Annotated in this window: 22 protein-coding genes, 1 tRNA gene and 1 rRNA gene; 10 read left to right on the forward strand and 14 right to left on the reverse strand. The window is 53.3% G+C overall.

Translation table 11 applies throughout. The features are described from left to right. Positions 1-92, forward strand: a 5S ribosomal RNA gene (gene rrf / locus G497_RS20865); the annotation flags it as partial. A 606-nt stretch (positions 93-698) separates the two neighbouring features. Here rrf and G497_RS0108040 read toward each other — a convergent pair. Beyond that, a complete protein-coding gene (locus tag G497_RS0108040) occupies positions 699-1,625 on the reverse strand; it encodes a diaminopimelate dehydrogenase (RefSeq protein ID WP_027187762.1) in 927 nt (308 codons plus the stop codon). A 343-nt stretch (positions 1,626-1,968) separates the two neighbouring features. Here G497_RS0108040 and G497_RS0108045 point away from each other — a divergent pair, with 343 nt between their 5' ends. From G497_RS0108045 to G497_RS0108085, 7 genes are all read left to right on the forward strand, one after another. Continuing rightward, complete coding sequence (locus G497_RS0108045; RefSeq protein ID WP_027187763.1) at positions 1,969-2,214, forward strand: phage regulatory CII family protein; 246 nt, start codon at positions 1,969-1,971, stop codon at positions 2,212-2,214. A gap of 193 nt (positions 2,215-2,407) precedes the next feature. Continuing rightward, positions 2,408-2,695, forward strand: coding sequence for an HU family DNA-binding protein (locus G497_RS0108050; RefSeq protein ID WP_027187764.1), 288 nt, complete (start codon positions 2,408-2,410; stop codon positions 2,693-2,695). Between the two features lie 427 nt (positions 2,696-3,122). Then, positions 3,123-3,211 (forward strand) — tRNA-Ser (locus G497_RS0108060). 419 nt (positions 3,212-3,630) lie between these two features. Then, complete coding sequence (locus G497_RS0108070; protein WP_027187767.1) at positions 3,631-6,633, forward strand: BPTD_3080 family restriction endonuclease; 3,003 nt, start codon at positions 3,631-3,633, stop codon at positions 6,631-6,633. Continuing rightward, positions 6,626-9,232, forward strand: coding sequence for a site-specific DNA-methyltransferase (locus G497_RS0108075; RefSeq protein WP_027187768.1), 2,607 nt, complete (start codon positions 6,626-6,628; stop codon positions 9,230-9,232). Before G497_RS0108070 ends, G497_RS0108075 begins: the two co-directional genes overlap by 8 nt. A 2-nt stretch (positions 9,233-9,234) precedes the next feature. After that, a complete protein-coding gene (locus G497_RS0108080) occupies positions 9,235-10,287 on the forward strand; it encodes a virulence RhuM family protein (RefSeq protein WP_027187769.1) in 1,053 nt (350 codons plus the stop codon). Positions 10,288-10,640: 353 nt separating this feature from the next. Beyond that, positions 10,641-11,378: a Fic family protein gene (locus G497_RS0108085; protein ID WP_027187770.1), complete on the forward strand. Its 738-nt coding sequence runs from the start codon at positions 10,641-10,643 to the stop codon at positions 11,376-11,378. Positions 11,379-11,738: 360 nt separating this feature from the next. On the opposite strand, the gene G497_RS0108090 is transcribed toward G497_RS0108085, so the two are convergent. The 4 genes from G497_RS0108090 to G497_RS0108105 are packed head-to-tail and all read right to left on the reverse strand — an operon-like array spanning position 11,739 to position 14,324. After that, positions 11,739-12,128 carry a NifB/NifX family molybdenum-iron cluster-binding protein gene (locus G497_RS0108090; RefSeq protein ID WP_027187771.1) on the reverse strand — a complete coding sequence of 130 codons (390 nt, stop codon included), beginning with the start codon at positions 12,126-12,128 and terminating at the stop codon, positions 11,739-11,741. 42 nt (positions 12,129-12,170) lie between these two features. Then, positions 12,171-13,067 (reverse strand): ATP-binding protein, encoded by an 897-nt coding sequence (locus G497_RS0108095; RefSeq protein WP_027187772.1) that lies wholly within the window; start codon positions 13,065-13,067, stop codon positions 12,171-12,173. Continuing rightward, positions 13,060-13,965, reverse strand: coding sequence for a nucleotide-binding protein (locus G497_RS0108100; RefSeq protein WP_027187773.1), 906 nt, complete (start codon positions 13,963-13,965; stop codon positions 13,060-13,062). Before G497_RS0108100 ends, G497_RS0108095 begins: the two co-directional genes overlap by 8 nt. Positions 13,966-13,970: 5 nt before the next feature. Further along, on the reverse strand, positions 13,971-14,324 hold the full coding sequence (locus G497_RS0108105) for a NifB/NifX family molybdenum-iron cluster-binding protein (protein ID WP_027187774.1): 354 nt from the start codon (positions 14,322-14,324) through the stop codon (positions 13,971-13,973). A 197-nt stretch (positions 14,325-14,521) separates the two neighbouring features. Between G497_RS0108105 and G497_RS20345 the strand changes: the two genes are divergently transcribed. Both G497_RS20345 and G497_RS17340 read left to right on the forward strand, forming a co-directional pair. Further along, the gene (locus G497_RS20345; RefSeq protein ID WP_169726985.1) at positions 14,522-14,665 is read left to right on the forward strand and encodes a hypothetical protein; all 144 of its coding nucleotides are present in this window, start codon (positions 14,522-14,524) and stop codon (positions 14,663-14,665) included. 52 nt (positions 14,666-14,717) lie between these two features. Further along, positions 14,718-15,128 carry a DUF134 domain-containing protein gene (locus tag G497_RS17340; protein WP_051257966.1) on the forward strand — a complete coding sequence of 137 codons (411 nt, stop codon included), beginning with the start codon at positions 14,718-14,720 and terminating at the stop codon, positions 15,126-15,128. A 32-nt stretch (positions 15,129-15,160) separates the two neighbouring features. Here G497_RS17340 and G497_RS0108120 read toward each other — a convergent pair whose 3' ends face one another. From G497_RS0108120 to tmcB, 9 genes are all read right to left on the reverse strand, one after another. Beyond that, positions 15,161-16,360: a response regulator gene (locus tag G497_RS0108120; protein WP_027187775.1), complete on the reverse strand. Its 1,200-nt coding sequence runs from the start codon at positions 16,358-16,360 to the stop codon at positions 15,161-15,163. Positions 16,361-16,362: 2 nt separating this feature from the next. Then, positions 16,363-18,648: a PAS domain S-box protein gene (locus tag G497_RS0108125; protein WP_027187776.1), complete on the reverse strand. Its 2,286-nt coding sequence runs from the start codon at positions 18,646-18,648 to the stop codon at positions 16,363-16,365. Positions 18,649-18,704: 56 nt separating this feature from the next. Beyond that, entirely contained in the window at positions 18,705-20,675 is a 1,971-nt protein-coding gene (locus tag G497_RS0108130) for a hybrid sensor histidine kinase/response regulator (RefSeq protein ID WP_027187777.1), read from the reverse strand. Between the two features lie 451 nt (positions 20,676-21,126). Beyond that, complete coding sequence (divK, locus tag G497_RS0108135; RefSeq protein WP_027187778.1) at positions 21,127-21,483, reverse strand: DVU0259 family response regulator domain-containing protein; 357 nt, start codon at positions 21,481-21,483, stop codon at positions 21,127-21,129. A 450-nt stretch (positions 21,484-21,933) separates the two neighbouring features. Further along, positions 21,934-22,344, reverse strand: a complete 411-nt coding sequence (locus tag G497_RS0108145; RefSeq protein ID WP_027187780.1) for a response regulator transcription factor — start codon at positions 22,342-22,344, stop codon at positions 21,934-21,936. Positions 22,345-22,363: 19 nt separating this feature from the next. Then, positions 22,364-23,296, reverse strand: coding sequence for a universal stress protein (locus G497_RS0108150; RefSeq protein WP_027187781.1), 933 nt, complete (start codon positions 23,294-23,296; stop codon positions 22,364-22,366). A gap of 4 nt (positions 23,297-23,300) precedes the next feature. Next, positions 23,301-23,891 carry a hypothetical protein gene (locus tag G497_RS0108155; RefSeq protein WP_027187782.1) on the reverse strand — a complete coding sequence of 197 codons (591 nt, stop codon included), beginning with the start codon at positions 23,889-23,891 and terminating at the stop codon, positions 23,301-23,303. Between the two features lie 99 nt (positions 23,892-23,990). Continuing rightward, positions 23,991-24,404 (reverse strand): acidic tetraheme cytochrome c3 TmcA, encoded by a 414-nt coding sequence (tmcA, locus tag G497_RS0108160; RefSeq protein ID WP_027187783.1) that lies wholly within the window; start codon positions 24,402-24,404, stop codon positions 23,991-23,993. 23 nt (positions 24,405-24,427) lie between these two features. Further along, complete coding sequence (tmcB, locus tag G497_RS0108165) at positions 24,428-25,747, reverse strand: electron transfer complex ferredoxin TmcB (protein ID WP_027187784.1); 1,320 nt, start codon at positions 25,745-25,747, stop codon at positions 24,428-24,430. Positions 25,748-25,849 lie beyond the last annotated feature (102 nt).

Consider the following 25,849-nt stretch of genomic DNA (forward strand, 5'->3'; position numbering starts at 1 on the left):
ACACCCAGTCTCCATTCCGAACCTGGAAGTTAAGCCCCTCATCGCCGATGATACTGCCTATTTATAGGTGGGAACGTAGGCCGGGGCCAACATTAATTACCGAAACGGGAATCTGTAAAGATTCCCGTTTTCTTATTTCGCTCCTGCGGCGGGTACATGCTTCGGCGGCAAAGCTACCTGCGCCCCGCCTTATCGCTCCACGGCTCGCTAACGCTCGCGACTGCCGTCGGCTTTAGGGAAGATGTTAACATAAGCCTCCATGGCAATACTCCCGACTCCATATTGGTCCCCTGTCTGCCAAACGCGGCCAGGGGGCTTTTTTATTGGTGCCGTCACCATGAAGAATGGGTGCATGCTTCGCGTTGTGTGCATCGATGTGGGTGCTTATGCGTTGAGCGTTGCCGCGTCCTCCTCTTACTCATAGACCATACACGCCTTAAGCGCACCTGCACCTTCACAGTGCAATATACAGCCCTCAAATGGCTTCATCAGCACCGCACATCTGCCAAACGGCACAAACACCCTTAAAACACCATTTATGTCGTTTTTCCAGGAACCCTTACTACTCTCCTTATAAGACACCACACAAATAAAAAAACCGCCGGAGCATATGCTCCGGCGGGGTATTTTTGCGGCAAGTTTTCTGCTGTGGGTGCAGGCACGTCTGCTTCTCCCACGCATTGTCCTTGCGCTGCGGGTTATACCAACCGTGCAACATGGTCCAAACGCTCGCCAGGGAGCAAGGCCACGGGGGGCACGTCAATCAGGGTGTAAGCCCCAGGTGCAAGGCGTGTGGTGGCGCGTGCAGAGGCCACCAGCACACTGGCGGTCATGGCTGGGTTGTCAATGCGCATGTCAAACTGCAAGCGCTGGTTGGAAGTCAGGCCGGAAGCCCCGGTGCGTTCCATGAGCACACCATGGGAATTGTCGGCAACGCTGGCCAGTTCATGCGGGGTGCGCACAAAGCGTACTTCCAGGGGGTCGTGCATGAAGTAGGGGTCTGCGGCAATGGCTTCGCGTATGCTGGCTTCGCTTATGCCACTTTGGGGCAGCACGTAAACCAGGCGTGAATGGCGGCCGCCACCCATGGGAATGGTCAAAGAGGCCGCGTCGGCCACACCAGGCAAGGCTCTTACTGCCACGGAATGGCCCATGGAACGGCCAAGGCCGAAGTTGGTGAAGGTGGTGCCAGAGGGAGCCATGGCTTCAAACAAGGCACGGAAAACAGAATCTGTGCCGGGGTCCCAGCCAGCACCGCTAATGCTCACGCAGCCATGTGCGCGGGTAGTTTCATCCAATTTCTTCACCAAAGGGAGAATTTCCTGGTGAATGTCAAAACTATCCACGGTGTTTACGCCGGCGGCAAGGTAGGCGGCTGCATCGGCTGGCACAGCACGGGAAGGCCCGCACAAAATAACCACCTGCGGTAACTGGCCCTGTGCCTTGGCAAGCTCTGTGAGGCTGGTAAACTCAGGAACGCCGCGTAATGCCGGGCTTTCAGTGCCCAGGGAAGAAGCACGACGAAGCACCCCAAGGCAGCGCATATCCGAAGCCGCTTCCAGCGATTCAATCACTTTTTTACCAATATTGCCAAGACCATGAACGGCAACGGTAATGTGAGACATATAAAACTCCAGTCCGTTAAAATGAAATAAACAAGACTTGCGCACAATGGCCTTGAAGCGCCTACCCACTGGGGGGACGCTTTAACACGTAGTTTTGCAATGGTCTTATTAACCAGAAAGAAAAAGTAATAAGCCTTGGCAAGAATGTAAAGGATAAGGTGCGGTAAAATGCAAGAACGTAATATGGCCTGTGCCGTAATTAGATGCGGCAAGAGGCTATTAAAAATTAGGAAAACATCTGCCTAATGATAATAGTTCCCTTGACTAAACGTATATGATGTTTACCTATAACGTAAGGCACCTTTTACTAACATACTAACATCCCATACATTGTGGGGGTAATATGAGAAAGCAATTGAATACGATAATACATTCCCTGGTGGTTGAAAGTGAAGTCCCGGCAAAAAACATTGCCAAAGCAGTGGGCAAAGCCTACCCTACGCTGCTACGCGAAGTTAATCCTTATGATAAAGGGGCAAAGCTGAGCGCAGAAACATTGCTGGGTATTATGCGGGTGACCAAAAATATCGCTCCGTTGCAATACATGGCAAATCGCTTAGGCTATGACTTAATACAAAAAAGTGAGTAGCACATGCGTATCGCTGTAATTTAACAGGCAAAACAGTTGTTTTTGCAGGGTGTTGTCAGCTTAATTTTATAAAATAATAAAAAAAGTGTTGTCTAGGTATCGGTTGAGCGCTATTGTAGCGCTACCTGTAAATGATACGATGGATGCGTATCGCATTTTCTTTAATCTTAATTAAAAGAGAGGGGGGTGTGTTATGACCAAAGCTGAGTTCATTGCCACACTGAAGCAGGAAGTACCTGACGTTTTTGCCACCAAAGCGGCTGCTGAAAAAGCATATAACGCATTTTGCAGCATTTTAGCCAAAGCAGCACTTACGGAAAGTGGCACGCGGTTGCCCGGTGTAGGCACCTTGGCGCTTACCCAGCGCTCCGCGCGCACAGGCAGAAACCCTCGCACAGGTGTAGCCATAAAAATTCCGGCACGTAAATCTGTTAAGTTTACACCGGCTGCTACCTTGGCGGAGAAAGCCCACAAACACTAACAGCACAGGTGAAGCTGTTTGTGTGTGGGGTCCATTGCCCAGGGTAATGGACGTATTCCTTGGTTTATTCACAGTACCGCAGGCTCCTTACAGGGCCTGCGGTTTGTTTATGAAAACGTCACTGCAACCCCCCTTGCCCAGGCTGTTGTTTTGCCACATTTGCCGTGGGTGCCTGTTCCCATTTTGCGGCAAGGGCGGTACGCGGGGGAATTTAATTTTGTATATGCTTGGGCGGACCCCATTCCGGCAGGCGGGCATGCAAATACCCTTGCGGGACTAATGTTTTGCGCCTGTATTGCCTCATTTCAGAAGCAGTACATTTCAAGGGCATGGCGCTTTTTTAAGGCGTAAAGCAACACTGTTTGCAATTTTCCCCATTTTTAGCCTTGCTAATATCCGCCGGGTTTGCTAGAACGTGCCTCGATACGGAGAGGTGTCCGAGCGGCCGAAGGAGCACGATTGGAAATCGTGTGTACTCACAAGGTACCAAGAGTTCAAATCTCTTCCTCTCCGCCATCAATGGCAAATTAACCGCCATGTTGTGTAAAAGCAGCATGGCGGTTTTTTGTTGTGGCGGGGCAGGTGGGGGGGGTGCCCTGCTAAGTAACAGGAAGGCCAGAATACGTTACTTATAGCCGCTTTGAGATTACGCTAAGCATCCCGCTGCATGAGTTGTAGGGGTAAGAGCAAACTTATTCTGACAGAGAGTGGCCCCCGGCAATTCCAGGGGCCGTTTTTTTGTGTTCAGGTGTGAAAAAAAGTATTCACACTGCACCATGCCATTACCCCCGAAATAACAATCTCTCCCCGTATAATGTAAGAAGTAACGTGCCTGGAATTTGCATTTACTGCATTTTTGAAGTAACTTTACAAGAGCGTAATTCTTTTTCCGTTTGCCGTTCTGCCCCTCCATTTACAACGCCCCTGGAGTTTCTATGCGTCAGGTTGTCATCGAAAATCCAATTATCAACACACCTTTTGCGGAACCCACAAGGCATTTCCATTTTACGGAAGAAGGCATAACCGACCAGATAGACGAGGGCAGGCGTGTTAGCTCATATTTTATTCCCATTGCCCAATCCAAAAAAAATCGGGGTAAGCAACTTGTTTTGCCGGGCACTGAATGGACACAAGACCGCATTGAAGAAAACCGCTTTGTGAATGACGTTCGTGCCAGGGTGCGCATTTGGCGGCAGCGTGGTTACCCGGAAGTAACCCATGTAACCCGTGAATTGCTTACCTACTGGACAAACCAGGAGCGCGAGAAAAAGCTGTTTTTCTGCCAAATTGAAGCGCTGGAAACCGCTATTTACATTACAGAAGTTGCCAAACAAGCCAATGATGCATGGATACAAAACGCCCTGCACACCGCTAACGAAAATGCCAACCCCGGCCTGTTCCGCATGGCCTTCAAAATGGCCACCGGCACGGGCAAAACTGTGGTTATGGGAATGCTCATGGCGTGGCAGGCCCTGAACAAACTGGCCAACAGCAAAGACACCCGCTTTTCCGATGCGTTTTTATTGGTAGCCCCCGGCATAACAATACGCGACCGCCTGCGCGTTCTGCTGCCCAATGACCCTGCCAACTATTACCGCCAGCGCGACCTGTTGCCCCCGCAACTTCTTGAGCGCCTGGGGCAGGCAAAAATTGTTATCACCAACTACCATGCCTTCCAGTTGCGGGAAAAAATTAAGGTGGGCAAGCTTACCAAGGTCATTGCCACCCAGGGGCAGCCCGGGGTGTTTACAGAAACACCCGACCAAATGGCCCGCCGTGTGTGCAGGGAACTTGGCAATAAAAAGAACATTATTGTTATTAACGATGAAGCCCACCACTGCTACCGCAGAAAGCCCGATGCCGAAGCGGAAAAACTGGATGCCGATGAACGCGCAGAAGCCAAAACACGGGAAGAAGAAGCCCGTGTCTGGATTTCCGGGCTGGAGGCCATTAAGGCAAAAATAGGGGTGCGCTGCGTATACGACCTTTCTGCCACGCCGTTTTTCCTGAAAGGCTCCGGCAACCCGGAAGGAACTTTGTTCCCTTGGGTTGTTTCCGACTTTTCCCTTATTGATGCCATTGAGTCCGGCCTTGTAAAAATTCCCCGTGTGCCAGTGGAAGATAACTCCATGACAGGCACCCAGCCCACCTACCGTGAACTGTGGCACCGCATACGCGAAGAGCTGCCCAGAAAAGGCCGTAAAACGGAAGCTGTGGGCGGTGAACCCAAACTCCCCCTGGAATTGCAGGGTGCGTTGCTTAGCCTGTATGGCAACTATGAAAAATGGTACCGCCAGTGGGAAAATAACCCGGAAGCAAAAGCCAGCGGCCTTACCCCGCCTGTGTTCATTGTGGTGTGTAACAACACCAACGTTTCCAAAATGGTTTACGATTATATTGCAGGCTGGGAAAAAGACTTTGACGGAGAAAAACGGGCACAGGCCGGGCAGTTGCCCATTTTTCGCAACGATGACGGCAACGGTGGCTGGCTGCACCGCCCCAATACTATTTTGGTCGATAGCGAACAGATTGAATCGGGCGAGGCTATGAGCGATGACTTCAAAAAAATTGCTGCCCGCCAAATTGATGAGTTCAAAGACGAATATAAATTGCGCTTCCCTGGGCGCGATGCCGAAAACCTTACCGATGAAGACCTGCTGCGCGAAGTCATGAACACGGTGGGCAAAACGGGCAAGCTTGGGGAGCATGTTAAATGCGTCATCAGCGTTTCCATGCTTACGGAAGGGTGGGACGCCAACACCGTTACCCACATTCTTGGGGTGCGGGCCTTTGGTACACAGCTTTTGTGTGAACAGGTGGTGGGCCGGGCACTGCGAAGAATTAGCTACAGCGTGAACGAAGCTGGCTATTTCGATGCCGAATATGCAGAAGTGTACGGCGTGCCTTTTTCGTTTATTCCATGCAGCGGCTCCGCCCAGGGGCCAAAACCCGGCCCCACGCCCACCCGCGTGCGGGCGCTGGAAAGCAGGGATGCTTGCCGCATTCGCTTCCCGCGTCTTGCTGGCTACCGCTACGAACTGCCGGGGGAACACTTGGAAGCCAGCTTTACGGAACGCTCCACCATGACCCTTTCCACCAAAGACATGCCCACACAAACGGAAAACGCCCCCATTGTGGGGGAATCCAGCATTCATACCCTGGATGAACTCAAAGAACACCGCCTGAACGAAGTGGCCTTCAAGCTGGCCCGCTACATGCTGGAACAATATTTCCGGGACGATGCAGGCCACAGCAAGCCCTGGCTTTTCCCCACACTGGTGGGCATTGTGAAGGAATGGCTTGCCCACCATGTGGTGTGCCACGACAACACCTACCCGCAACTCTTGCTGCTTACCCAGCATGTGGCCAATGCGGCGGAACGCATTTACCACGCCATTGTGCGGGGGCAAAGCGGTACCGTGCGCCTGCAACCCCTAATGCAGCCTTACGACCCCATAGGCAGCACAGACTATGTTGATTTTGACACCCGCCGCGCCGTGTACCCCACCAAAGCCAGCAAATGCCACATTTCCCACGTAGTGGCAGACACAGGCACCTGGGAACAAAAACTGGCCCAAAGCCTGGAAGCGGAAGATATGCCCCAGGTGCTGCGCTATGCGAAAAACCACAACCTTGGCTTTACCATACCCTACACCCACAATGGGGAAAGCCGTAATTACCACCCGGACTTCATTGTGTGCCTGAATGACGGCCACGGGCAGGAAGACCCCTTGCATCTTATTCTTGAAGTAACCGGGGAAATGAAAAAAGATAAAGAAGCCAAAACCGCCACTGCCCAAACCTTGTGGGTGCCTGCCGTGAACAACCATGGCGGCTTTGGGCGCTGGGCCTTTATTGAAATTACCGACCCCTGGAATGTGAAAAACGCCATCAACGCTCTTTTGGCGGAAGGCAATAAGGAAACTCCCCATGGCTAAAAAAATTGCTGCCCCCACCCCTGTTACTTCCTTGCGCCACCAGGACAGCCGGGTGAACATACCCACCGAAGAGTTGCGCGACTTTGTACAGGATGATGAAAACAGCCCCAAAGCCATGCGCTACCCAAGGGATGTTTCCCTAGACCCGCAACTGGTGTGGAAAGGCAAGGACGAGCAGGACGCAGCAGACCTGAACGTGCCTGTGGTGCCCATTTACATACAGGAAAAAATTCACCCCCAGGCCATAATTGATGACATGCCCCGCAAGGCCAAGCACAGCGCAGACCAGCTTACCCTGTTTGCCGACTTCAACGGCCTGCCCAAAGAGTTTGACCAGCGCGTGGACTTTTACAACCACCAGGGGCACTGGCAAAACCGCATGATTCTGGGGGACTCCCTGCTGGTAATGAACAGTCTTGCGGAAAAAGAAGGGCTGAAAGGCCAAGTGCAGTGCATTTACCTGGACCCGCCCTATGGCATCAAATTCGGTTCCAACTGGCAGGTAAGCACCCGTAAACGCGATGTGAAAGACGGCAAAGCCGAAGATGTAACCCGCCAGCCCGAACAGGTGCGGGCCTTTCGCGACACCTGGGAACTGGGCATACACTCCTACCTTGCCTACCTGCGCGACCGCCTTGTGGTGGCACGGGAACTGTTGACCGAAAGCGGCAGCGTGTTCGTGCAGATTGGTGACGAAAACGTACACTTGGTGCGTTGCTTGCTGGACGAAGTGTTTGGTGCGGAAAATTTTGTAGCACAAATTTCTTTCCAAAAAACAGGAGGAATAGAGGCAAGCTATCTATCCTCTACTGTTGATTATGTATTATGGGCAGGAAAAAATAAGGCTCATTTGAAATATCGCTCATTGTATAGCGAAAGAAATGTAGGCGATACGTCACTAGATCGCTATGATATGCTTCTCAATACATGCAATGAAAACCGTCGACTTACTAAGGAAGAGATGCTTACGGGTAAAATCCCCGCAGGCACTAAGCGCTACCAGCTTGCTCCTCTTTATTCAGATGGAGCATCTTCAGAGATTCAGGCATTTGAGTTCCAAGGGAAAAAATATATTCCTCGAGGTGATACGCATTGGAAAACAACAATACCAGGACTTGAACGACTTGCAGTTGCAAATAGAATTGAAGTCATGGGGACTGTTATCCGCTATAGAAGGTTTGCAGATGATTTTCCCGTAATCCCCATTGGGGATCGCTGGGATTCCATGCAAATTGGAGTCCAGAGAACATATGTTGTACAAACTGCAACTAGCGTTATTCAACGCTGTCTCCTTATGAGCACCGACCCCGGCGACCTTGTGCTTGACCCCACCTGTGGCAGCGGCACCAGCGCCTATGTGGCAGAGCAATGGGGCCGCCGCTGGATAACCTGCGACACCTCTCGCGTGGCCTTGGCCCTAGCCCGCACACGGCTTATGGGTGCCAGCTTCCCCTATTACCTGCTGGCAGATTCCCCCGAAGGGGAACAGAAAGCAGCCGAACTGGAAAACCGCCCCACTTCGCAGGAAGCTTTGCGCGGCGACATCCGCAAGGGTTTTGTCTACAAGCGTGTGCCCCACATTACCTTAAAAAGCATTGCCAACAACCCGGACATTTCCAAAGGCATGAGCCAGGAAGCCCTAGACGCCGCCATTTTACGCCATGCAAAAACAGAAACCCTGTTTGACCAGCCCTATGAAAATAAAAAGGCCGTGCGGGTGGCTGGCCCCTTTACGGTGGAAAGCCTTTCCCCCCACCGGGTGCTGGCCGTGGCAGACGCCAACCTGGACGGCACCGTGACAGAGCAGGAAGCAAAAAAACAACAGGATTTTGCCAGTATGATTCTGGAAAACCTGAACAAGGCCGGGGTGCAAAACACCAATAAAGCGGAACGCCTGAAGTTTGACCGCATGGAGCCTTTTGCCGGAAAATACATTCAAGCCATAGGCCATTATACCGACAAAGAAGGCAAAAACCGCCGGGCAGCCATTAGCATTGGGCCGGAACACGGCACCGTGGGTTCTGTACTGGTGAAGGAAGCCGCCAAAGAAGCGGTGCTGGGCATTGGCTTTGACCTGCTTATTGTGTGCGGCTTTGCCTTTGACCCCAGCGTGAGTGAAGAAGCAAAACGCTATGGCAACCTTACCGTACTGCCTGCCCGCATGAACCCGGATTTGGCCATGGGCGACGACCTGCTGAAAAAAACCGGGGCAGGTAACCTGTTCATGGTGTTTGGCGAACCAGACGTGCTGGTGCACCCGCAAAAAGACGGGCAAATTGTGGTGGAAATTAAAGGGCTGGATATTTACGACCCCACCACCGGGGAAGTGCGCTCCAATTCCACCAAAGACATTGCCTGCTGGTTTATTGATACCCAGTACAATGGCGAAAGCTTTTTTGTGCGCCACGCCTACTTTACGGGCGAGGGAGAACCCTATGCCCGCTTAAAACGCGCCCTGAAAGCGGAAATTGACGAAGCCGCCTGGGCCAGCCTTTACTGCACCCAAAGCCGCCCCTTCCCCAAGCCGGAAACAGGCAAAATTGCCGTTAAGGTTATTAACCACTACGGCGATGAAGTGATGCAGGTATTTGGGGTGTAGGTATGGGTAAGCAAAATAACAAAAACGCCGTGCGCCTTATTCGCAACAGCACAGCAGAGTTTCTCATTTTCACCGGGCAGGCAGGGGAACAGAGCATAGAGGCCCGGTATGAAGAGGAAACTGTCTGGCTTTCGCAAAAGCTCATGGCAGAGCTTTTTGGTGTTAGTGTGCCCACCATCAACGAGCATTTGAAAAATATCTATGATACTGGTGAGTTGGTACGCGAGGCAACTCTTCGGAATTTCCGAATAGTTCAAACGGAAGGTGGGCGCAATGTTTCCCGGCAGGTGGATTTTTATAACCTGGATGCCATTATCTCTGTGGGGTATCGGGTCAACTCCGTGAGGGCCACCCAGTTTAGGCAATGGGCCACGCAGGTCTTGCGGGAGTTTGCCATTAAAGGCTTTGTGCTGGACAGGAAACGCCTGGAAAACGGAGCCTTTCTTGGTGAAGACTATTTTGAGCAGCTACTGGAAGAAATTCGGGAAATCCGCCTCAGTGAGCGCAAGTTCTACCAAAAAATTACCGACATATATGCCACCAGTGTGGATTACAATAAGGATGCCCCAACCACCCGTGCCTTTTTCGCTACTGTGCAGAACAAATTGCACTTTGCCATTCATGGCCATACCGCCGCCGAGTTGATACACGGACGGGCTGATAGCGACAAGCCCCACATGGGCCTGACAAATTGGGAACGTGCCCCGGAGGGCAAAATACTGAAGACAGATGTAGCCGTTGCCAAAAATTATCTGGCAAAAGAGGAGCTTGAGTCCTTAGGCCGCATTGTCAGCGCATGGCTCGACTTGGCGGAAGAGCGGGCAAGGCGCAAAGTTCCCATGACAATGGAAGACTGGGCAACCCGGCTTGATGGCTTCCTGACCTTTGCGGATATGGAAGTATTGCAGCATAACGGCAAGATAAGCATGGATGCGGCAAAACAATATGCGGAGAGTGAGTTTGAGAAATACCGCATTGTGCAGGACAGGTTGTTTGAAAGCGACTTTGATAAAACCATCAAAATGTTGCTGAGTGGTGAAAGGGTTATATTATAAAAGTAGCTCATGATATATCCATGCATACCGCCGTGCATACCTTCCCACCACCAATCCCCAGTACTCCCCCCCGTCTCATAAAAAACAGTAATGCCGCCACTCTTCACCCCTCAGTAATCCCCTAAAGCCGCCTTGATTCGCTTGGAAATCACGTGTATTTGTAACGCAGGTTAAAATGTGTTTTTTCCTTGCGCGGGCAGCTTGCAATGGCATCCTCGCAACACACGATACCATTATGTTGGTATTCTCATTTTTACTATTCCAGAATATCAATTAACATTGCATGTTATTTGCTCAATTCAAGTGAGCCCCCCGCAAAAACAGCTACAGAAATACCTGGAAGAACTGGGCCTATGAAATCATTTGACTTTGAAAGCCTCCAGCGCAAGCAAGAGCAGCTTGCCGCCCTGCGCCCCTTAACCGCTGGTGAAGTAGCCCGCTTGCGCGAAGAATTTATCATAGAGAACACTTACAACTCCAATGCCATTGAGGGCAGCACCCTTACCCTGGGGGAGACGGCCCTGGTGCTGGAGGGCATAACTATTGATAAAAAGCCCCTCAAAGAGCATTTGGAAGCCGTGGGGCACAGGGACGCCTTCCTGTATATTCTGGAGTTGGTACAGCAACAGGTACCTGTTTCGGAAAAAGTCATTAAAGACATTCACAGCCTTGTGCTGGTGGACAGGGCGCAGGACAAAGGCGTGTACAGGAGGGTTCCGGTAACCATTGCCGGGGCAGTGCATGCTCCGCCGCAGCCATACCTGATTATGCCGCAAATGGAAGAGCTTATACAAAAGCACGAAGCTATGCAGAATAACAACTTTTTTGAGCGTGCAGCCCTGTTCCATCTTTTATTCGAAGGCATTCATCCCTTTATTGACGGCAATGGCAGAACAGGCAGATTGCTCATTACCCTTCAACTGCTGCAACATGGCTATTTGCCCATTAGTGTAAAATTTACAGACAGAAAACGCTACTATGACTGCTTTGGCAGTTTTTACAGCACTGGTTCCGCAGAGGCCATGCTCAATCTTATAGGGGAGTATGAAGAAGCGGAATTGGATAGATATATTGCCATGCTGGAAGGGTAGAAAAGAGCTTGCAATGCCACACCCAAGAGCGCATAAGCGGCATCTAGCGAGGTGAAATACCGTAGGGGTACCCATGCATACCGCCGTGCATACCTTCCCCCCACCAATCCTCTTTGCTCCGCTCCCGTCCCTCTCGGAAAATGCAGTAATACCGCCATCCTTTAGCCCTTAGTAAACGCTCAAAACCACCTTGATCCGCTTGGAAATTGTGTGTACTCACAAGGCACCAAGAGTTCAAATCTCATACCTCTCCGCCATCAATAGCAAATAAACCGCCATGGTGCATAACAGCAGCATGGCGGTTTTTTGTTGTGGCAGGGCTGGTGGGATTAGCCCCGTTTCACGCAAGAAGGGTGCTTGTTATTCATGCCCCTCGCACCCGCCAGTGCAGGTGTTTTGGGTGCTGAAGGGTTGCAGTTTGCCTTCGGTATAGGCGTGCAGCGCTTCCCCCACGGTGGCGCAATTGCCTGCAAAGCACACAGTAACGCCAGCCTGCTGGAAGCCCATAAGTGGGCGCATGCCCATGCCCCCGGCCAGAAGGGTGGTTACGCCGTGGGAGGCAAGGTGGTTCACCGGGGCAAGGCAGCCCCCCTGGGCATGGGGGATGCTTTCAAGCGTTGTTACAGCAGTAATTTTTCCGTTTTCCACCTTGGCAATGGTATAAATGCCACAATGGCCAAAGTGCATGTCTACCTTGGCATCTACGCCACCGGGCTGTGTGGAAGGAACGGCAATTGTCCCTGTTGTCATAGTGTGTCTCCTTGTATATTGCAGAGTTAAGAATAAATATGGTTACAAAGGCAACGTGCGTTTGCGCGCGCCATTCTTCAGTTGTATCAGAATATTTTCCCAGGCATCCACCACCATTGCCCCAAGGGGGGAGGCCGTTTCTGTTATGGCCTGTTTGGCAATCATGGCGGTTGTTATGTCCATGTTGAAGGGCAGCTTGCCAGCCACAGCATAGCCCCGTTCTGTGCACAGGTTTTCAATGGCAGCGGCTATTGCAAGGTTCAGGTCTGCTTTATTGATGATAATGCTGGCCGGAATATGAAAGTGGTCGCACAGGTCTGCCACCCGTAAAAAATCATGCTGGCCGGAGGGGGTAGGCTCCACCACCAGCACAGCCAGGTGCGCACCGGAAAGGGAGCTGATTACCGGGCAGCCGATTCCTGGTGAGCCGTCGCACAGTATCAGGTCCAGGGCATTTTTTTTGGCTGTTTCCCTGGCCTGCTGTTTCAGCACGGAAACAAGCCTGCCGGAATTTTCCTCACCTGGGAACAGTTGGGCATGAACCATGGGGCCAAAGCGGCTGCTGCTTTCATACCACTGGCCGCAATGTTTTTGGGTAAGGGAAATGGCGTTGCTTGGGCACACAACGTGGCACACGCCGCACCCTTCACAGCGCAGCGGGTTTACCGCAAGGTTGTTGCCCTGTTGGTGTATGGCTTCAAAACGGCACATTACTTCGCAACGGCCACAGTATGTGCAGTGTTCCCGGGCTATGCGGGCTTCCACCCCGGAAATGAAGGCATGTTCCTGCTGCACTTGGGGTGCAAGAAGAATGTGTAAGTCCGGGGCATCTACGTCCAGGTCGCACACAATGCCGTTGTGCATAAGGTGGGCAAAGGCGGCGGTGAGGGAGGTTTTGCCTGTTCCCCCTTTGCCACTTAAAACAACAATTTCAGGCATTGGCAAGCTCCTTTGCGGCAAAGGCCTGCAACGTGTCACGCAGGTGGGTGAAGTGCTTTTCCCAGGTACTGGAACACGTGGCTGCAATGCCCCCCTGGGCGTAATGCCCGGCTATTTCCTGGGAAAAGGGCAACAGGCCCAGTATGGGCAGCCCCTGCTGCTGGCAATAGGCGGCAAGTTCCATATCCCCTGCATTGCCGGGTATGCCTGCACGGTTCATGACCACGGCAATGGGTTTTTGCAGGGGTAAGAATGCCCTGTGTGCCAGTGTAAAGTCGTGAATGCCAAAAGGGGTTGGTTCCACCACCAGCAAAATAATATCCGCTTCCTGGGCCACCGTCATGGCCGGGCAGCTTACGCCGGGGGGGGCGTCAATAAGGGCGTCTGTATACGGTTGTGCCGTTGTTTTGCTTTGCGCAAGCAGCAACTCCAGTTTTTTCTGCAAGGCCCGCAATTGTGGCGGGGTCATGGCTTCACCAATGCGGGAGCGGCCCATAAGGAATGCGTGCTTGCCCCCCATGGCTGTGCCGCATTCCAGTGTGCCCAAAAGGCGCTGGCCTGGGGCAAGGGCTTTTTCCGGGCACAGGGCAATGCAGCCGCCGCAGCCGTGGCACATTTCAGGAAAAAGCGAAATTGTTTTACCCAGTTTGGCAAAGGCCATAAACCTGCACACTTCCCGGCAGGTGCCACACTGTGTGCACGCGGTGGCATCCAGAATGGGCACTTCCAGAAAGGTGGACGTGCTGGAAGTAATGGCGGGCGCGCAGAAAAGATGCAAGTTGGGGGCTTCCACGTCGGCATCCACTAGAATGGCGGGTGTGTTCCACACCTGTGCAAGGGAGGCCGAAACCGTAGTTTTGCCTGCCCCGCCCTTACCGCTGGCAATGGCTATGCGCATGGCAACTACTTGTTGGGGGCTTCGGCAAAGGGAACATTGCCTGCCTGAAAGTGGTGCAGCGCGTCCCCGGTGGTCATGCCGTCTATGTTTTGGCATATCTTAATGCCCGCGGCTTGCAGCGCCTGAAATGCCTTGGGGCCAACGTAGCCGCTGAGCACAATTTCCACGTTCGCTTCGGCCATGCGTTCTGCCGTGGCAATGCCTGCCCCCTGGCCCAGCACCTGCGAAGCGCCGTTATCAATATAGCTGGTGGCGCTGTTTGCTGTGTCAAACACAACAAAGCCCCCTGCCCTGCCAAAGCGCGGGTCCACCATGCTTGTAAGGCCTGGGCCTTCACTTGAAATGGCAATCTTGCTCATGCGTCTCTCCTTTGGGAACCTATTGTTGACATATGCCGGAAATAGATGTAGCTCGGGTATATGACATATGTCAATAACTTTTTGGAGGTGCCCCATGCCTGAACAAAACAGAATGAACAGTCGTTGTTGTGGCAAGCAAGCCGGAAAACGGCGTGTATTGAGCAACTTGAAAAATGAGGCAACAGTGGGTACACAGGATGCAAGCATGGCAGCAAATGACAGTGCCGTGCCTGTTCCTTGCGGAAATGGCCTGGGCAACGGTTGTGGCAACGGCAAACGAAACGGCAGAAGAAATGGGAACAGATATGGGGCCAACCCCCAGGGCAAACAATAACGAGTGACGTGGCAGGAAGGCGTTTTGCCTTTTGGCGGAACGGGTTCAGGAAGGAAGATATGGCAAGACCACAGAAAATGAGAAAGGTATGTGCCCCCCCTTGCAAAAGGCGCTTTGGCCCGTTGGGGGAAGGGGCTGGAACCCGTGGAACAGTGACCCTGACTGTGGATGAGTATGAAGTGCTACGGCTTATTGATTATGAAGGCTTACTTCAGGAAGAGTGCGCGGAAAAAATGCAGGTTGCCCGCACCACGGTGCAGGCCATGTATGGGGCTGCCCGGAAAAAACTGGCCATAATGCTGGTGGAAGCCACTGCCCTGCGTATTGAAGGCGGTAATGTGCGCCTGTGTGAAGGCACCGACCTGCATTGCCATAAAAAAGGGTGCTGCCGGTTTCAAAGACATGTGGAACAACTAGGCTCCCCGGCAACCGAGGAAACGCAAGTGCCTGGGGTGTGCCCCAAAAAGTAGCAAGGCCACTGCCCTGGGGCGAGGGCCTTGGCCTAGAGGGCTGAAGCGCTTTCTACCCGCACGCTAAGGCGTACCTCCATCCCCCCTGAAGGGAGGGGGGTAAAGCACAACTCTGCCCCAATTTCATGGGCAATTTTACGTGTGGCAAACAGGCCAATGCCATTGCCCTGCTCTTTGAGGGAAACAAACGGTATGCCCCCCGGCCCTTGCCCCCCACCTGCGGTGTCAGGTTCAGCCTGCGCTTTCTTGCCCTGCTCAGGGTGCGCCCCTCCGTTCTGCCCGGAATCCTGCACATAAAACACAAGTGTTTCCCCCATGTTTTCCGTCAGTTCCCGCGTCACTCCAAGCTGCACCCACGCTTTGCCGCCTGCGGCGGGCAGGCTGGCTTCCAGGGCATTCAGGGCCAGGTTCATAAGGCAGGCGTGCAGGGCCTGGGCATTCAGAAGGTAGGGCCCGGTGCCCGCTGCGCAGTGTGTTTCAACCACTATTCCGGCAGCCGTGCCTTGCGGGGTAATAAGGCGTGCCACTTCCTGCAATAATGCTTCGGGGTTTGTGGGTTCATGCACGGCAGGGGTGGGTTTGCCAAGGTCCAAAAGGCTCATGGCCAGTTTGCGCAGCCTGTCCACATCGTTACGCACCATGTGCCAGCCTTCTTCCAGCAGTTCCGGTTTGTTGCGCTTCAGGCCTTCTTCCACCACAAACATGGTGCCTTCCAGTGCCCCGGCAATATTTTTTATGGCGTGGGCAAGGCTGGCGGCAGTTTCCCCCACTGCGGCAAACCGTTCTGTTGCAATCAGTTCTTGCGTGCGCTGCTGGACAAGTTCTTCAAGCTGGGTGGTATACTGGCGCAAGGCTTGCTGCATGGCAATGCGCTGCCTGGCCCGCTGCAAGGCAACCTCCAGGGCATTTTCCGCCACCGGTTTTGTTAAAAAATCGCCAGCCCCAAGGCGCAAACTGGTTACGGCAAGTTCCATGTCTCCATGCCCTGTCAGCATAATCACTTCAGTTTGCGGCAACGTCTGCTTTATGGCCTGCAATAACGCAAGGCCGTCCATGCCAGGCATTTTGATGTCTGTTATGACAATATCCGGGTTCACCGCGCCAAGCATGGCCAGGGCGGCTTCCCCGCTTTCTGCCAGGGTAACGGCATAGCCCATGTCTTGCAGCAACAGCCCAAGCACGGTGCGAATGCCTGCTTCGTCATCCACCAAAAGCAGTGAATTTCCCTGCATACTTATGCCCCCCCGGTGCAAGGAAAACGCACGCAAAACACGGCGCCCTGGGCCTGCGGGTCTTCGTCTTGCCTGTTGTAGGCGGTTATGGTGCCACCAAACTCTTTTACCAGCCCGTAGCTGATGGAAAGGCCAAGCCCTGTGCCTTTCCCCGCTTCTTTGGTGGTAAAGAAGGGCTCAAACAGCCGGGGCAGGCGGGCCGGGGCAATGCCTGTGCCTGTGTCTTGCACCAGAATTTCCACCACGTTGTTGGTAAAGCAGGTGCGCAGGGTAATGCGCCGGGGCGCATCGGGATTTTTGTTGCCCTGTTCTTCAATGGCATCTCTGGCATTGATCATAAGGTTAATGATAACTTGCTCAAGGCGATTGGGCACAGCCATAATGGGGGGCAGGTCACTTGCCAGTTCATGCACCAGTTCAATGTTTCTGTGGGCAAGCTGGCGGTTGAAAAACCGGCAGGCATCGGTAATGACTTCGTTCACATACACCCGCTCCAGTACAAGGTCTGTGGGCCTGCCAAACACCCGCATATGGCTGATAATTTCCGTGGCCCGGTCTACCTGGGCATCCACTTCTTCCATAAGCTGGGCCAGTGTTTGCGGCACTACGGGTTCTTGCTTTCTGGTTTTACGCAACAAATAGCCGCTGGCAGATTTAATTACCGTTAAGGGCTGGTTCAGTTCATGGGCAACGCCTGTGGCCATTTCCCCCAGCATGGCCATTTTTCCGGCCTGCACCACCTTTTGTTCCGCTTCCACATGGGCCGTAATGTCGTTGGCAATAAGCAGAAAAACGGATTGTTCCTGATATTCGGAAGGGGAAAGGAAGATGTCCACCGGGAACACGCGCCCATTGCGGGCGTGCACGTACGCCCTGTGAATAAGGGTGAAGGTGGTGAGCTGGGAAGCATACTGCTGGCGTTCTTCTTCCATGAAGTATTCCAGAAAAGAACTGCCCACCAGGGCTTCACGCGGGGTAGCATACATGCGCTCCGCTGTGGTGTTGCAATCAATTATTTCCAGGGTGGTTGTATCCAGAACAAACACGGCCGTGGGAATGTTGTTCAATATGGCGCGGTACTTAAGCTCGGAGCAGCGCAGGCGTTCTTCCAGGTTTTTCCGCTGCGTAATGTCCTGGGTCATTTCCATAACAGCCACAGCGTTGCCAGCGGTGTCCAGCACGGGGGAAGTATGCACCAGCCAGTGCAGCCTGCTGCCGTCTGGGGCAATGGTGCTTTCTTCACTGCAATGGGCAAGCCCGGTGAGCAAGGTTTTTTCCACCGCGCAGTTGGGGCATTTTGTTTGCCTGCCTTTATAGGCTGTGTAACAGTGGTCCCCCAGCTTGGGGTGGAACCGTTCGCGGAACAGCCTGTTGGAACGCAGTACCTTGAAATTGTTATCTTGTACCGTAATGGCGCATGGCACCTGGTCGAACAAGCGCTGGTATTCGTCATATTGGCGGTGCAGGTTGGCCTGGGCCTGGGCAATGCGGCGGTGCATGGTGGTTATGGATTGTGCCAGTTCACCAATTTCGTCCTGCTGTTGTACCTGGGCCAGGTTGGGCGCTTCCCCCATGGCCACAGCACGGGTGCCTGCAATAAGCTGTTGTATGGGGTAGGTTAAAAAGCGCTTTAAATACCAGCGCACACTGATACCCCCCAGGAACAGTAACAGGGCGGCAAAGGTAAAAATTGTCCCCTGAAAACTGCGTATGCCCTGCACAGAGGCTGTAAAGGGAATAACTACGTCAAGAACACCCAGCACCTGTTGGCTTGCGGGGTGAAAGTGGCAGGGCGGGCCGGAACAGCTTGGTTCATTCATAACCGGGGTTATAACCCCCAGCATTTGCCTGCCGTCGTGCCCGGTAAACAGGCGGGTGCGCTGGGTGAGGGAAAGTTCGTTACGTGGCGGTGCCGTGGCGTGGCATGTTTGGCAAGGGGCCTCCTGTGGGCTGGCCCGCTGGCCAACTTCCCCCTGGCGGGAGGAAAACATGACCTCCCCTTCTTTGTTGTAAATGTGCAACAGGTCAATTTCGCTGCTGTTGCCAAGGTTTTGCACAATATGGGCCAGCTCTTCCCTGTCGTTCAGCAGCATGGCATAGCGCACGCCAAGGCGAATGGTGTCGCCCAGGCGGGCAGCACTGGCGGCAAGCCGTGCTTCCAGGTGGCGTTGCTGGTTCCATATGCTGGCAGCGGAAAGCAGCACAACACAGCCAAACAGGGCAGCACCTGTAACCACAAGTAATTTTGTAGCAAGGGGTTGTTTTGCCAGCCGGGTGAGCAAAGCCATAGCATTTCCTTATTCTTTCTTCCGCTTGGGCTGCGTGGAGATGTACAGGGTGCGGGCTACTCTTGCGGCTGCTGCGGGGTGCGGGGCAGGGTTATGGTAAAGGCAGAACCTTGCCCTGGGGCCGATTCCACAGCAATGTGGCCCCCGTGCTGGGCCACTACCTGGTTGGCAACAAACAGGCCAATGCCCGTGCCAGCAGCCCCCTTGGAGGAAAAGAACAGGGTAAACAACTTTTCGCGTGTTTCCGTGTCCATGCCATGGCCTGTGTCGCGTATGCAAAAGCAGATGGTTTCAGGCGTGGTTTCCACGGCAAAGGTAACTGTGGGGGGGGTGGCAGGTGGGCTTTGGGTGGCGGTGCAGGCTTCCACCGCGTTTTCCAGAATATTCACCAGGGCAGAAGACATGGCGCTGCTGTCTACAGTAAATGTGCCCCATTCTTCTTGCCGGGCAGGGGCAAAAACAAAGTGTACCCCGCGTTCTTCGGCCTTGCTGCGCCCAATGGTGGCATTTTCCGCGGTAAAGTCAGCCACGGCAAGTGTTTCCCACACCATGCTGCGTTCTTTGGAATAGTAAAGAATGTCCAGCACCAGTTTTTTAAGTCGGGCGGAAAGCTGGCGCATGTCGGCAAAGGCGTCTTCAACCCGGGCCGGGTTATTTTTTTCAAGGCCACTGCCCATGCGGTACACAGCACCATCCATGCCCGTAAGCAGGCCTTTTATGCCGTGGGCCGTGGAGCCGAGCAACAGCCCAAGCTGGGCAAGGCGGCTTTGCAGGTTGCGCAATTCCGTAATGTCTGTGGAAAGTTCCAGCACTTCCGCCACATTCCCTTTGGCGTCATACAGGGGAGCTGTGCTTACAAGCACATTGACCTGCCGCCCGTTTTGGGCTGTAACCACCGTTTCATGCTGGTGGGTGCCCCCGTCCTGGAACGTGTGCTGGGCCGGGCACCCGGAACAAACAGACTGGCGGTGGGCGTACAGTTCGTGGCAGGATTTGTTCCCGGTTTCGCCAAAATCATCGCGGAATTTGCGGTTTGCTTCCACCACCCGCATGCCTTTATCCATAACCGCAATATAGCAGGGCGAGGCATCAAACAGCCTTCGGTAGCGTTCCTGGGTTTGGCGCAGGTCTTCGCGCAGGCGGCGCACTTCTGAAATGTCTACGGAAAGTTCAAGTACCAGTTCCACTTCGCCATCATTGTCATAAATAGGGGCGGTGTGGACAATAACCGGAATTTCTGTGCCTGTTTTATCCACAATAAGTTGGTCACTTCTGTGCCCAATGCCCGTTTCAAGCACCTCACGCACCGGGCACATGCGTTTGGGCACCGCATTGGGGGCATAAGCCGCCCAACTGTTGCCCCCCACTAGGTTGCCCAGGCGTTCCCTGTACAGGGCATTAATGGCAACAATTTTCAGGTCGGCATTATGCACGGCCACAAAACACGGCAGTTCGTTGAAAATGCCTTCGGGCACAGGCACGTCAGTGCCAAGGCCTTCTTGTTCTTCCGTTACTGCAAATGTGAGGGAACGAATGCCGGAGGCAATGCCTTCCATCACCTGCATGGCCGCAAGCTGGCGTTCCGCTTCCACCAGTTGGGCAGACTTTTCCCGCACCATGTCTTCAAGGTTCTGGGCATAGGCGCGCAGGTCTTTACGCATTGAAATACGTTCCACCGCACGTTGCAGGGCAATTTCCAGCACGTCCTGGTTTACGGGCTTTAACAGAAAGTCAAAGGCATCCAGCTTCAGGCTTTCAATGGCCAGGTCCATGTCGCCATGGCCAGTAAGCATGATCACTTCCGCTTCAGGGCTATGCTGTTTTACACGGGCCAAAAGCTCCAGGCCGGAATGGCCGGGCATTTTAATGTCGGTAAGTACCAGCTCAAAGGGCAGGGCAAGGAAGCGTTCCCATGCTTCTTCAGCGTTGGCAGCAACGGTTACAGCATAGCCGCAATCGTTCAGCACCAGGGAAAGTACGTTGCGTATGCCTTCTTCGTCGTCCACAAGCAGCAGCCGCGTTTTCATGCCCCCTCCTTACCTTGGCCAGCAGTTTTTTCTATGCAGAACCCACAACGCAAAATTGTATGCAGACATTGCAAAATACATATGTCATAGAAAGAGTGTTTGGCTATCTTTTTGTTCTCAGGCAAGAGTTTTACCAAAATGAGGGACAAAAAGAGGTGGTGGTAAAGACAAACACACGCTATGCGAGGCAATTTTGCTTGCAGACTTGCCCCAATGTTGTTCGGCTAAAAAGCTGGACAACATTGATGCTATAGGCAAAACAGTAAGCGCTGGCAGGTTGGGGGGCAAGCTAAATTATGCGGAAGTTGGCGCGGCAGGGTAGTTGCGGTGTAATCTGAATAGCCTGAAACAAGGAGAGGGCTGTAGTTTGTGCCTTGCAACACAAGGCTACAGCCCTTTTCCAAAAGTAAGCCCCGACCCTTGTGCAGTGGGCCAAGGCGAACGAGCAACGTTAGTCACCCAGCGTTGCTTTGATTGTTTCCAGTAACTTGTGTGGGTCGAAGGGCTTTTTAAAAGAAGCCACAGCCCCGTGAATGGCAAGGTGAATGCCGGAAAGCCCGCTGATGACAATAACAGGTGTATTTTTAAACGCTTCTTCTTTCACCATTTTACGGTAAAAGCGGGGCCCCCATTCATTGGGCATTTCCAGGTCCAGCGTTATCAGGTCTGGCTTTTCCCTTTTCAGCACTTCCAGTGCTTCGGCCACATCCGGGGCAGAGCAGGTTGCGTAACCGCTGTCAGCCAAAAAATCGGTCATGTATTTGACTATGTGCGGATCATCGTCAACAATCATTATCTTGTGGGCCATGGTTGTACCTTCCTCCGTGCGAGTTCACGCGTAAACGCCATGCTGCGTTGCCTGCGAAATTATGCACAGCCATACGGCTGCGTAAGTATACCTATTTTGGCAGTGCTTGCCACCATTCGTTTTTGCCACTAAACAGAAAGGGGCAAGCAACTGCCGAGCTGCAAGAAAAGGGAAGCTCTGGGTAACCAGGGTATTCCCAGGTGCACTGCTTGCCTGGCACATGCCCCCCAGCCAGGACTGCCACGTAATGGCTGGGGGAAAGGCATATGCCAGGGGAAGCATGCGGTGGTTGTTACACCACTTTGGCGGCACCCCATGCCAGCCAGGACTGCCACGTAATAGCTGGGCATGGGGGGCCACCAAAATTATACTCTGTGGTAAATGTCTGGGCATTTACCCGTGAACAAAATCTTGGTTTCAGTAAGAACTTTCGCCTGCTGGCTGGTCAGGCTAGAGCACCCCTTGGGGGGGTGGCCTATGCAGCGCTGTGTGTGCAAGGGCCAAAATTGTTTCTGGTGCTGGTGGTTTTTCCACGTAAGCGAATGGTTCAGGCAGTGCCCCTTCCTGCATGCTATTCATTGCCAGGGCATGAACATACGCTTCCTGTGTCACTCCGCTCACCATAATAACCGGAATGTGCCGCCATGCAGGGGTCATGCATATGGCCCGGTAAAGGCCCAGCCCACTTTCTTCCGGCATCATCACGTCCAGGGTAACAAGGTCTGGAAGTGTTTGCCCAAGAAGTGTTAGCCCTTCGTTTCCGTTGCGGGCTGTGCTTACTGTGAACCCTTGCAGGGCAAACAGGTTTTTCAAAAAAAAGCGGAATGAAACATCGTCATCAACAACCAGAATATGTGGCATGGTGTTGCAGGGGGCTGGCTCAGGCCAGTTCCGAAACTTTATCCATGCGGTTCACGCTGGCCACAGGGCAGGCGGAGCGCAGCACCACCTGTTCCACGGTGGAGCCAATTTCCGCCTCATCTTCGTGTACGTCGTGGGTGTGGTGGGCCATTACAATAAGGTCTGCCTTTTTATCTCGGGCAAATTTCAGAATTTCCACGTATGGGGTGCCTTCCCAAATTTCCACTTGGTAGTTGTCAAACCCTTCCATGCGGGAAATATAGCGCTCCTGCATCATTTCCCGTGCTTTTGCCAGCTTGCGTTCAATTTCCACCTGCCCGGCATATACCCCGAGCAGGGCATTGGAAATGTCGCAGGCATGGAACAGGTACAGCTTTGCCCCTACTTCCTTGGCCGTTTTATAGGCAAACTGGAAGGCGGCATCTGCTGCCTTGGAAAAGTCGGTACAAAAGATAATGTTTGAAAACATGCGCCAGCAGGTGGTGCAGGGGCGGTTTACAATAAGCACAGGGCACTTGGCAGCGCGGGCAACTTTACGCATGGTGTTGCCAATAACAGCGCGGGAACGTGAAGAGGTGTTGTCCTCTTCACTGTTATGGGCCCCCATAACAATAATATCCACATCTTCTTGCCGGGCGAAGCGCAAAATTTCTGTGTGCGGCACCCCCACAGCCAGTTGGGTTGCCAGTGTGCCTTTACTGAGGCCCTTAATTTGGTCTGCATATATGGTGTGCAGTTCTTCCTGCACCCATTCGCGGTAATCGGTATCCACAAGGTCTTCTTCACCAGACTTTAAATCACGCACAAGGTGCCCAAAACCACGGGTAGGTGCGCCAAAAACGTGGAACAGATACAGCCGTGCTTCATTACGTTCGGCAAGGTCGAAAGCAGATTTTGCAGCATTGTTGCTGCCAGGTGATGCGGTGGTGGCAAAGAGAATTTTTCCAAACATTGTGTTATACTCCCAGGCTACATTGTTGCGTTCCTCCCCGGAAGCTGAACTCCCAGGCCAGTCCGTCTACAACTTCAAACAGTGTAAACCTGCTGGTACACATAAGCTCGTGGTTCACATTGCCCAATACGGTATGTTTCAGGGCACCAAGTACCAGCGGTATATCCAAAAGCAGTGTAGCAGGAATAAAGCGTACTTCCACGTTTGCCAGGGCTGTTGCCATTCGCTCTTCTCCCCCTTGGGCCTGCCACTGGGCGGTGTGTTCCGGGGCTATGCCCCGCAACCACAAAAATTGCTCAACCCTGGGGGGGGGAGGGAAGCCTAAAAGTTCATTTGTTTTTCCCAAAACCAGTTGGGCTACTTCCGGGCAGGAACACCCTTGCTCTGGGCTTTGGGAGGCTTCTGCCACCCAGTCTGGTAAAAATTCGGAAAGCTCTTGCAGTATGGGGTAGTGCACAAACATGCGTAAAAAGGAACGCAATGTGCAGCCAGGTTGCAGCACAAGCGTCCTGCCAAGAATAGGCAGTGGGGTATGTACTTGAAGGCATGCCCCGCCCAGCAATGTGCCTTCTGGTGTTACTACCACAGTTTCCATTTGTTTTCCTACCTTGCGCAAACAGGGTGCAAGCCTTTTTGGGGGGCCGCCGGGAAGGAAAACTTGTTATGGGTTTTCCTTCCCTTTTTTGACTTGGGGCTACCCGTTTGTGTGGCACCCGGTGCAATGCAGTGGCCCTTGCTTGCGTTCCTGGTGGCACCCCATGCATTGCAGGTGGAATGCGCGGCGCAGTGCGGTTTGCCCTTTTACCGGGGAAACGGCGTGGCATTCCACACAATCGGTGCCTGCGGTCATGTCTGCCATGTCGCGCTTGCCATCCTTGTCTTTTCCGTGGTGGCAGGTGGCACAGTCGTCAATGCCTGCTTTTTCATTGTGTTCATCGTGGCGGAACAAAGCAGCAGGGCGGGTGTGTGGCTTCAGGGCTTCTGAGCGCACATGGGTAATATCTTCCTGGGAGGAAAAGGCTGGCGGCAGGCCCAGGCACAGGCCCCCCGTAGCTACCAGGGCCGCACAAACAAGTACTTTGCACACGGTGCTGTTCAGTTTTTTCATGCGTGGCTTTCTCCTTGCCAGGGCTATTCAGCGCCCGGTTTTTCCATGAGCTCAAAAATCAGGTCGCCAATAAACTTGGTGTGCATGCCAAGCTTGTAGTGGGAGATAATATCTTCCAGCCCGCCGTGACAGTTGTGGCAGGGGGCAATAACATATTCCACCCCGGTGGCGGCAAGTACGTCTGCCTTTACTTTGTTGCCTGCCACGCGGGTGCCCTTGAACGGAGGCCCGCAGTTAATAACGCCCCCCCCGGCACAGCAGCAAATGGTGTGTTCGCGGTTTGGGGTCATTTCCACCACATTTTCACACAGCATGTGCACCACTTCACGCAGTTTTTCCATAAGGCCATACCCGCGGGTAATGTTGCAGGGGTCGTGAATGGTGACTGGCTTTTGAAACTTTTGGGGGATCTTGATTTTGCCAGTAGTGAGCAGTTCCCAGAAAAATTCCACAGAGTGGACAATGGGCACAGGCCAGTCTTTAAACCCAAGCCAGCGGTTGCCCGTGTCGTATACGGAACGGAACGCATGGCCGCATTCCCCCATAACAATGCGTTTAACACGCAGGCGCTGGGCCATTTCATAGTGTGCGCGCTTCAGGCGGCCCATCATTTCCAGGTTCCCTGTCATCATGCACATGTCGCTGTTGTCCCAGCCGGGGCCAGCAGGCATGGTCCAGTCTATGCCGGCCTGGTTCATAATGGCTGCGGCCTGGTAAATAAGCTGGGTGCGGAATTTTGGTTCTGGGGCAATAACGGAATACAGCACATCTGACCCTTCCTTATCCAGCGGAATACGCAGCTTGGGGAATTCGTCGCGTGCTTCATCTTCCTGCCACATAAGGCTGTCAATCCATTCGTCTTCCTTCACCCACATCTGGTTCATGGTGGCGGAATGGCTGTGGGCCGTGTCCAGAATATACATGGGAACAACGCCCAAAAGGTGGCAAATGCGGCGCACAAGGCTAATGATGTAGCCAGTATCAATGCCTACCGGGCAAAAGTGCACACAGCGTTTGCACATGTTGCATTCGGTAAAGGCAATTTGTGCCATGTTGTAAATTTCATCAGGGGTAACGCGGCCGTCGGTGCGCAGCAGCCGCCACATGGTTTGTTCCATTTTGCCCACCGGGGTATAGGTGGGGTCGCCTTTGTGGGAAAGGCTGAAGTGGCAGGCTTCGGCGCACATGCCGCAACGCATGCATGTTTCATGGTACACGGCAAGGCGTGCCCCCGCTTCCCCTTTGGTGACGCTGCGCACCACTTGCTGTATTTTATCCGGCGTAAGGGCTGCCACCGCCTTCAAAAGGTTGGCGTCTTCTATTTTTCGTTCAGCTATGCCCATGTTTTTCTCCTTGTTCTGGCGTATTCCAGAGCAGGTTTCTTGCAAAGAACCGTATTTGGCAGCCGCAGGGAATGATCTTTCCTGAATGACTTTGGGCTGCCA

The organism is Desulfovibrio cuneatus DSM 11391 (assembly GCF_000430005.1).
Lineage (GTDB): Bacteria > Desulfobacterota > Desulfovibrionia > Desulfovibrionales > Desulfovibrionaceae > Frigididesulfovibrio > Frigididesulfovibrio cuneatus.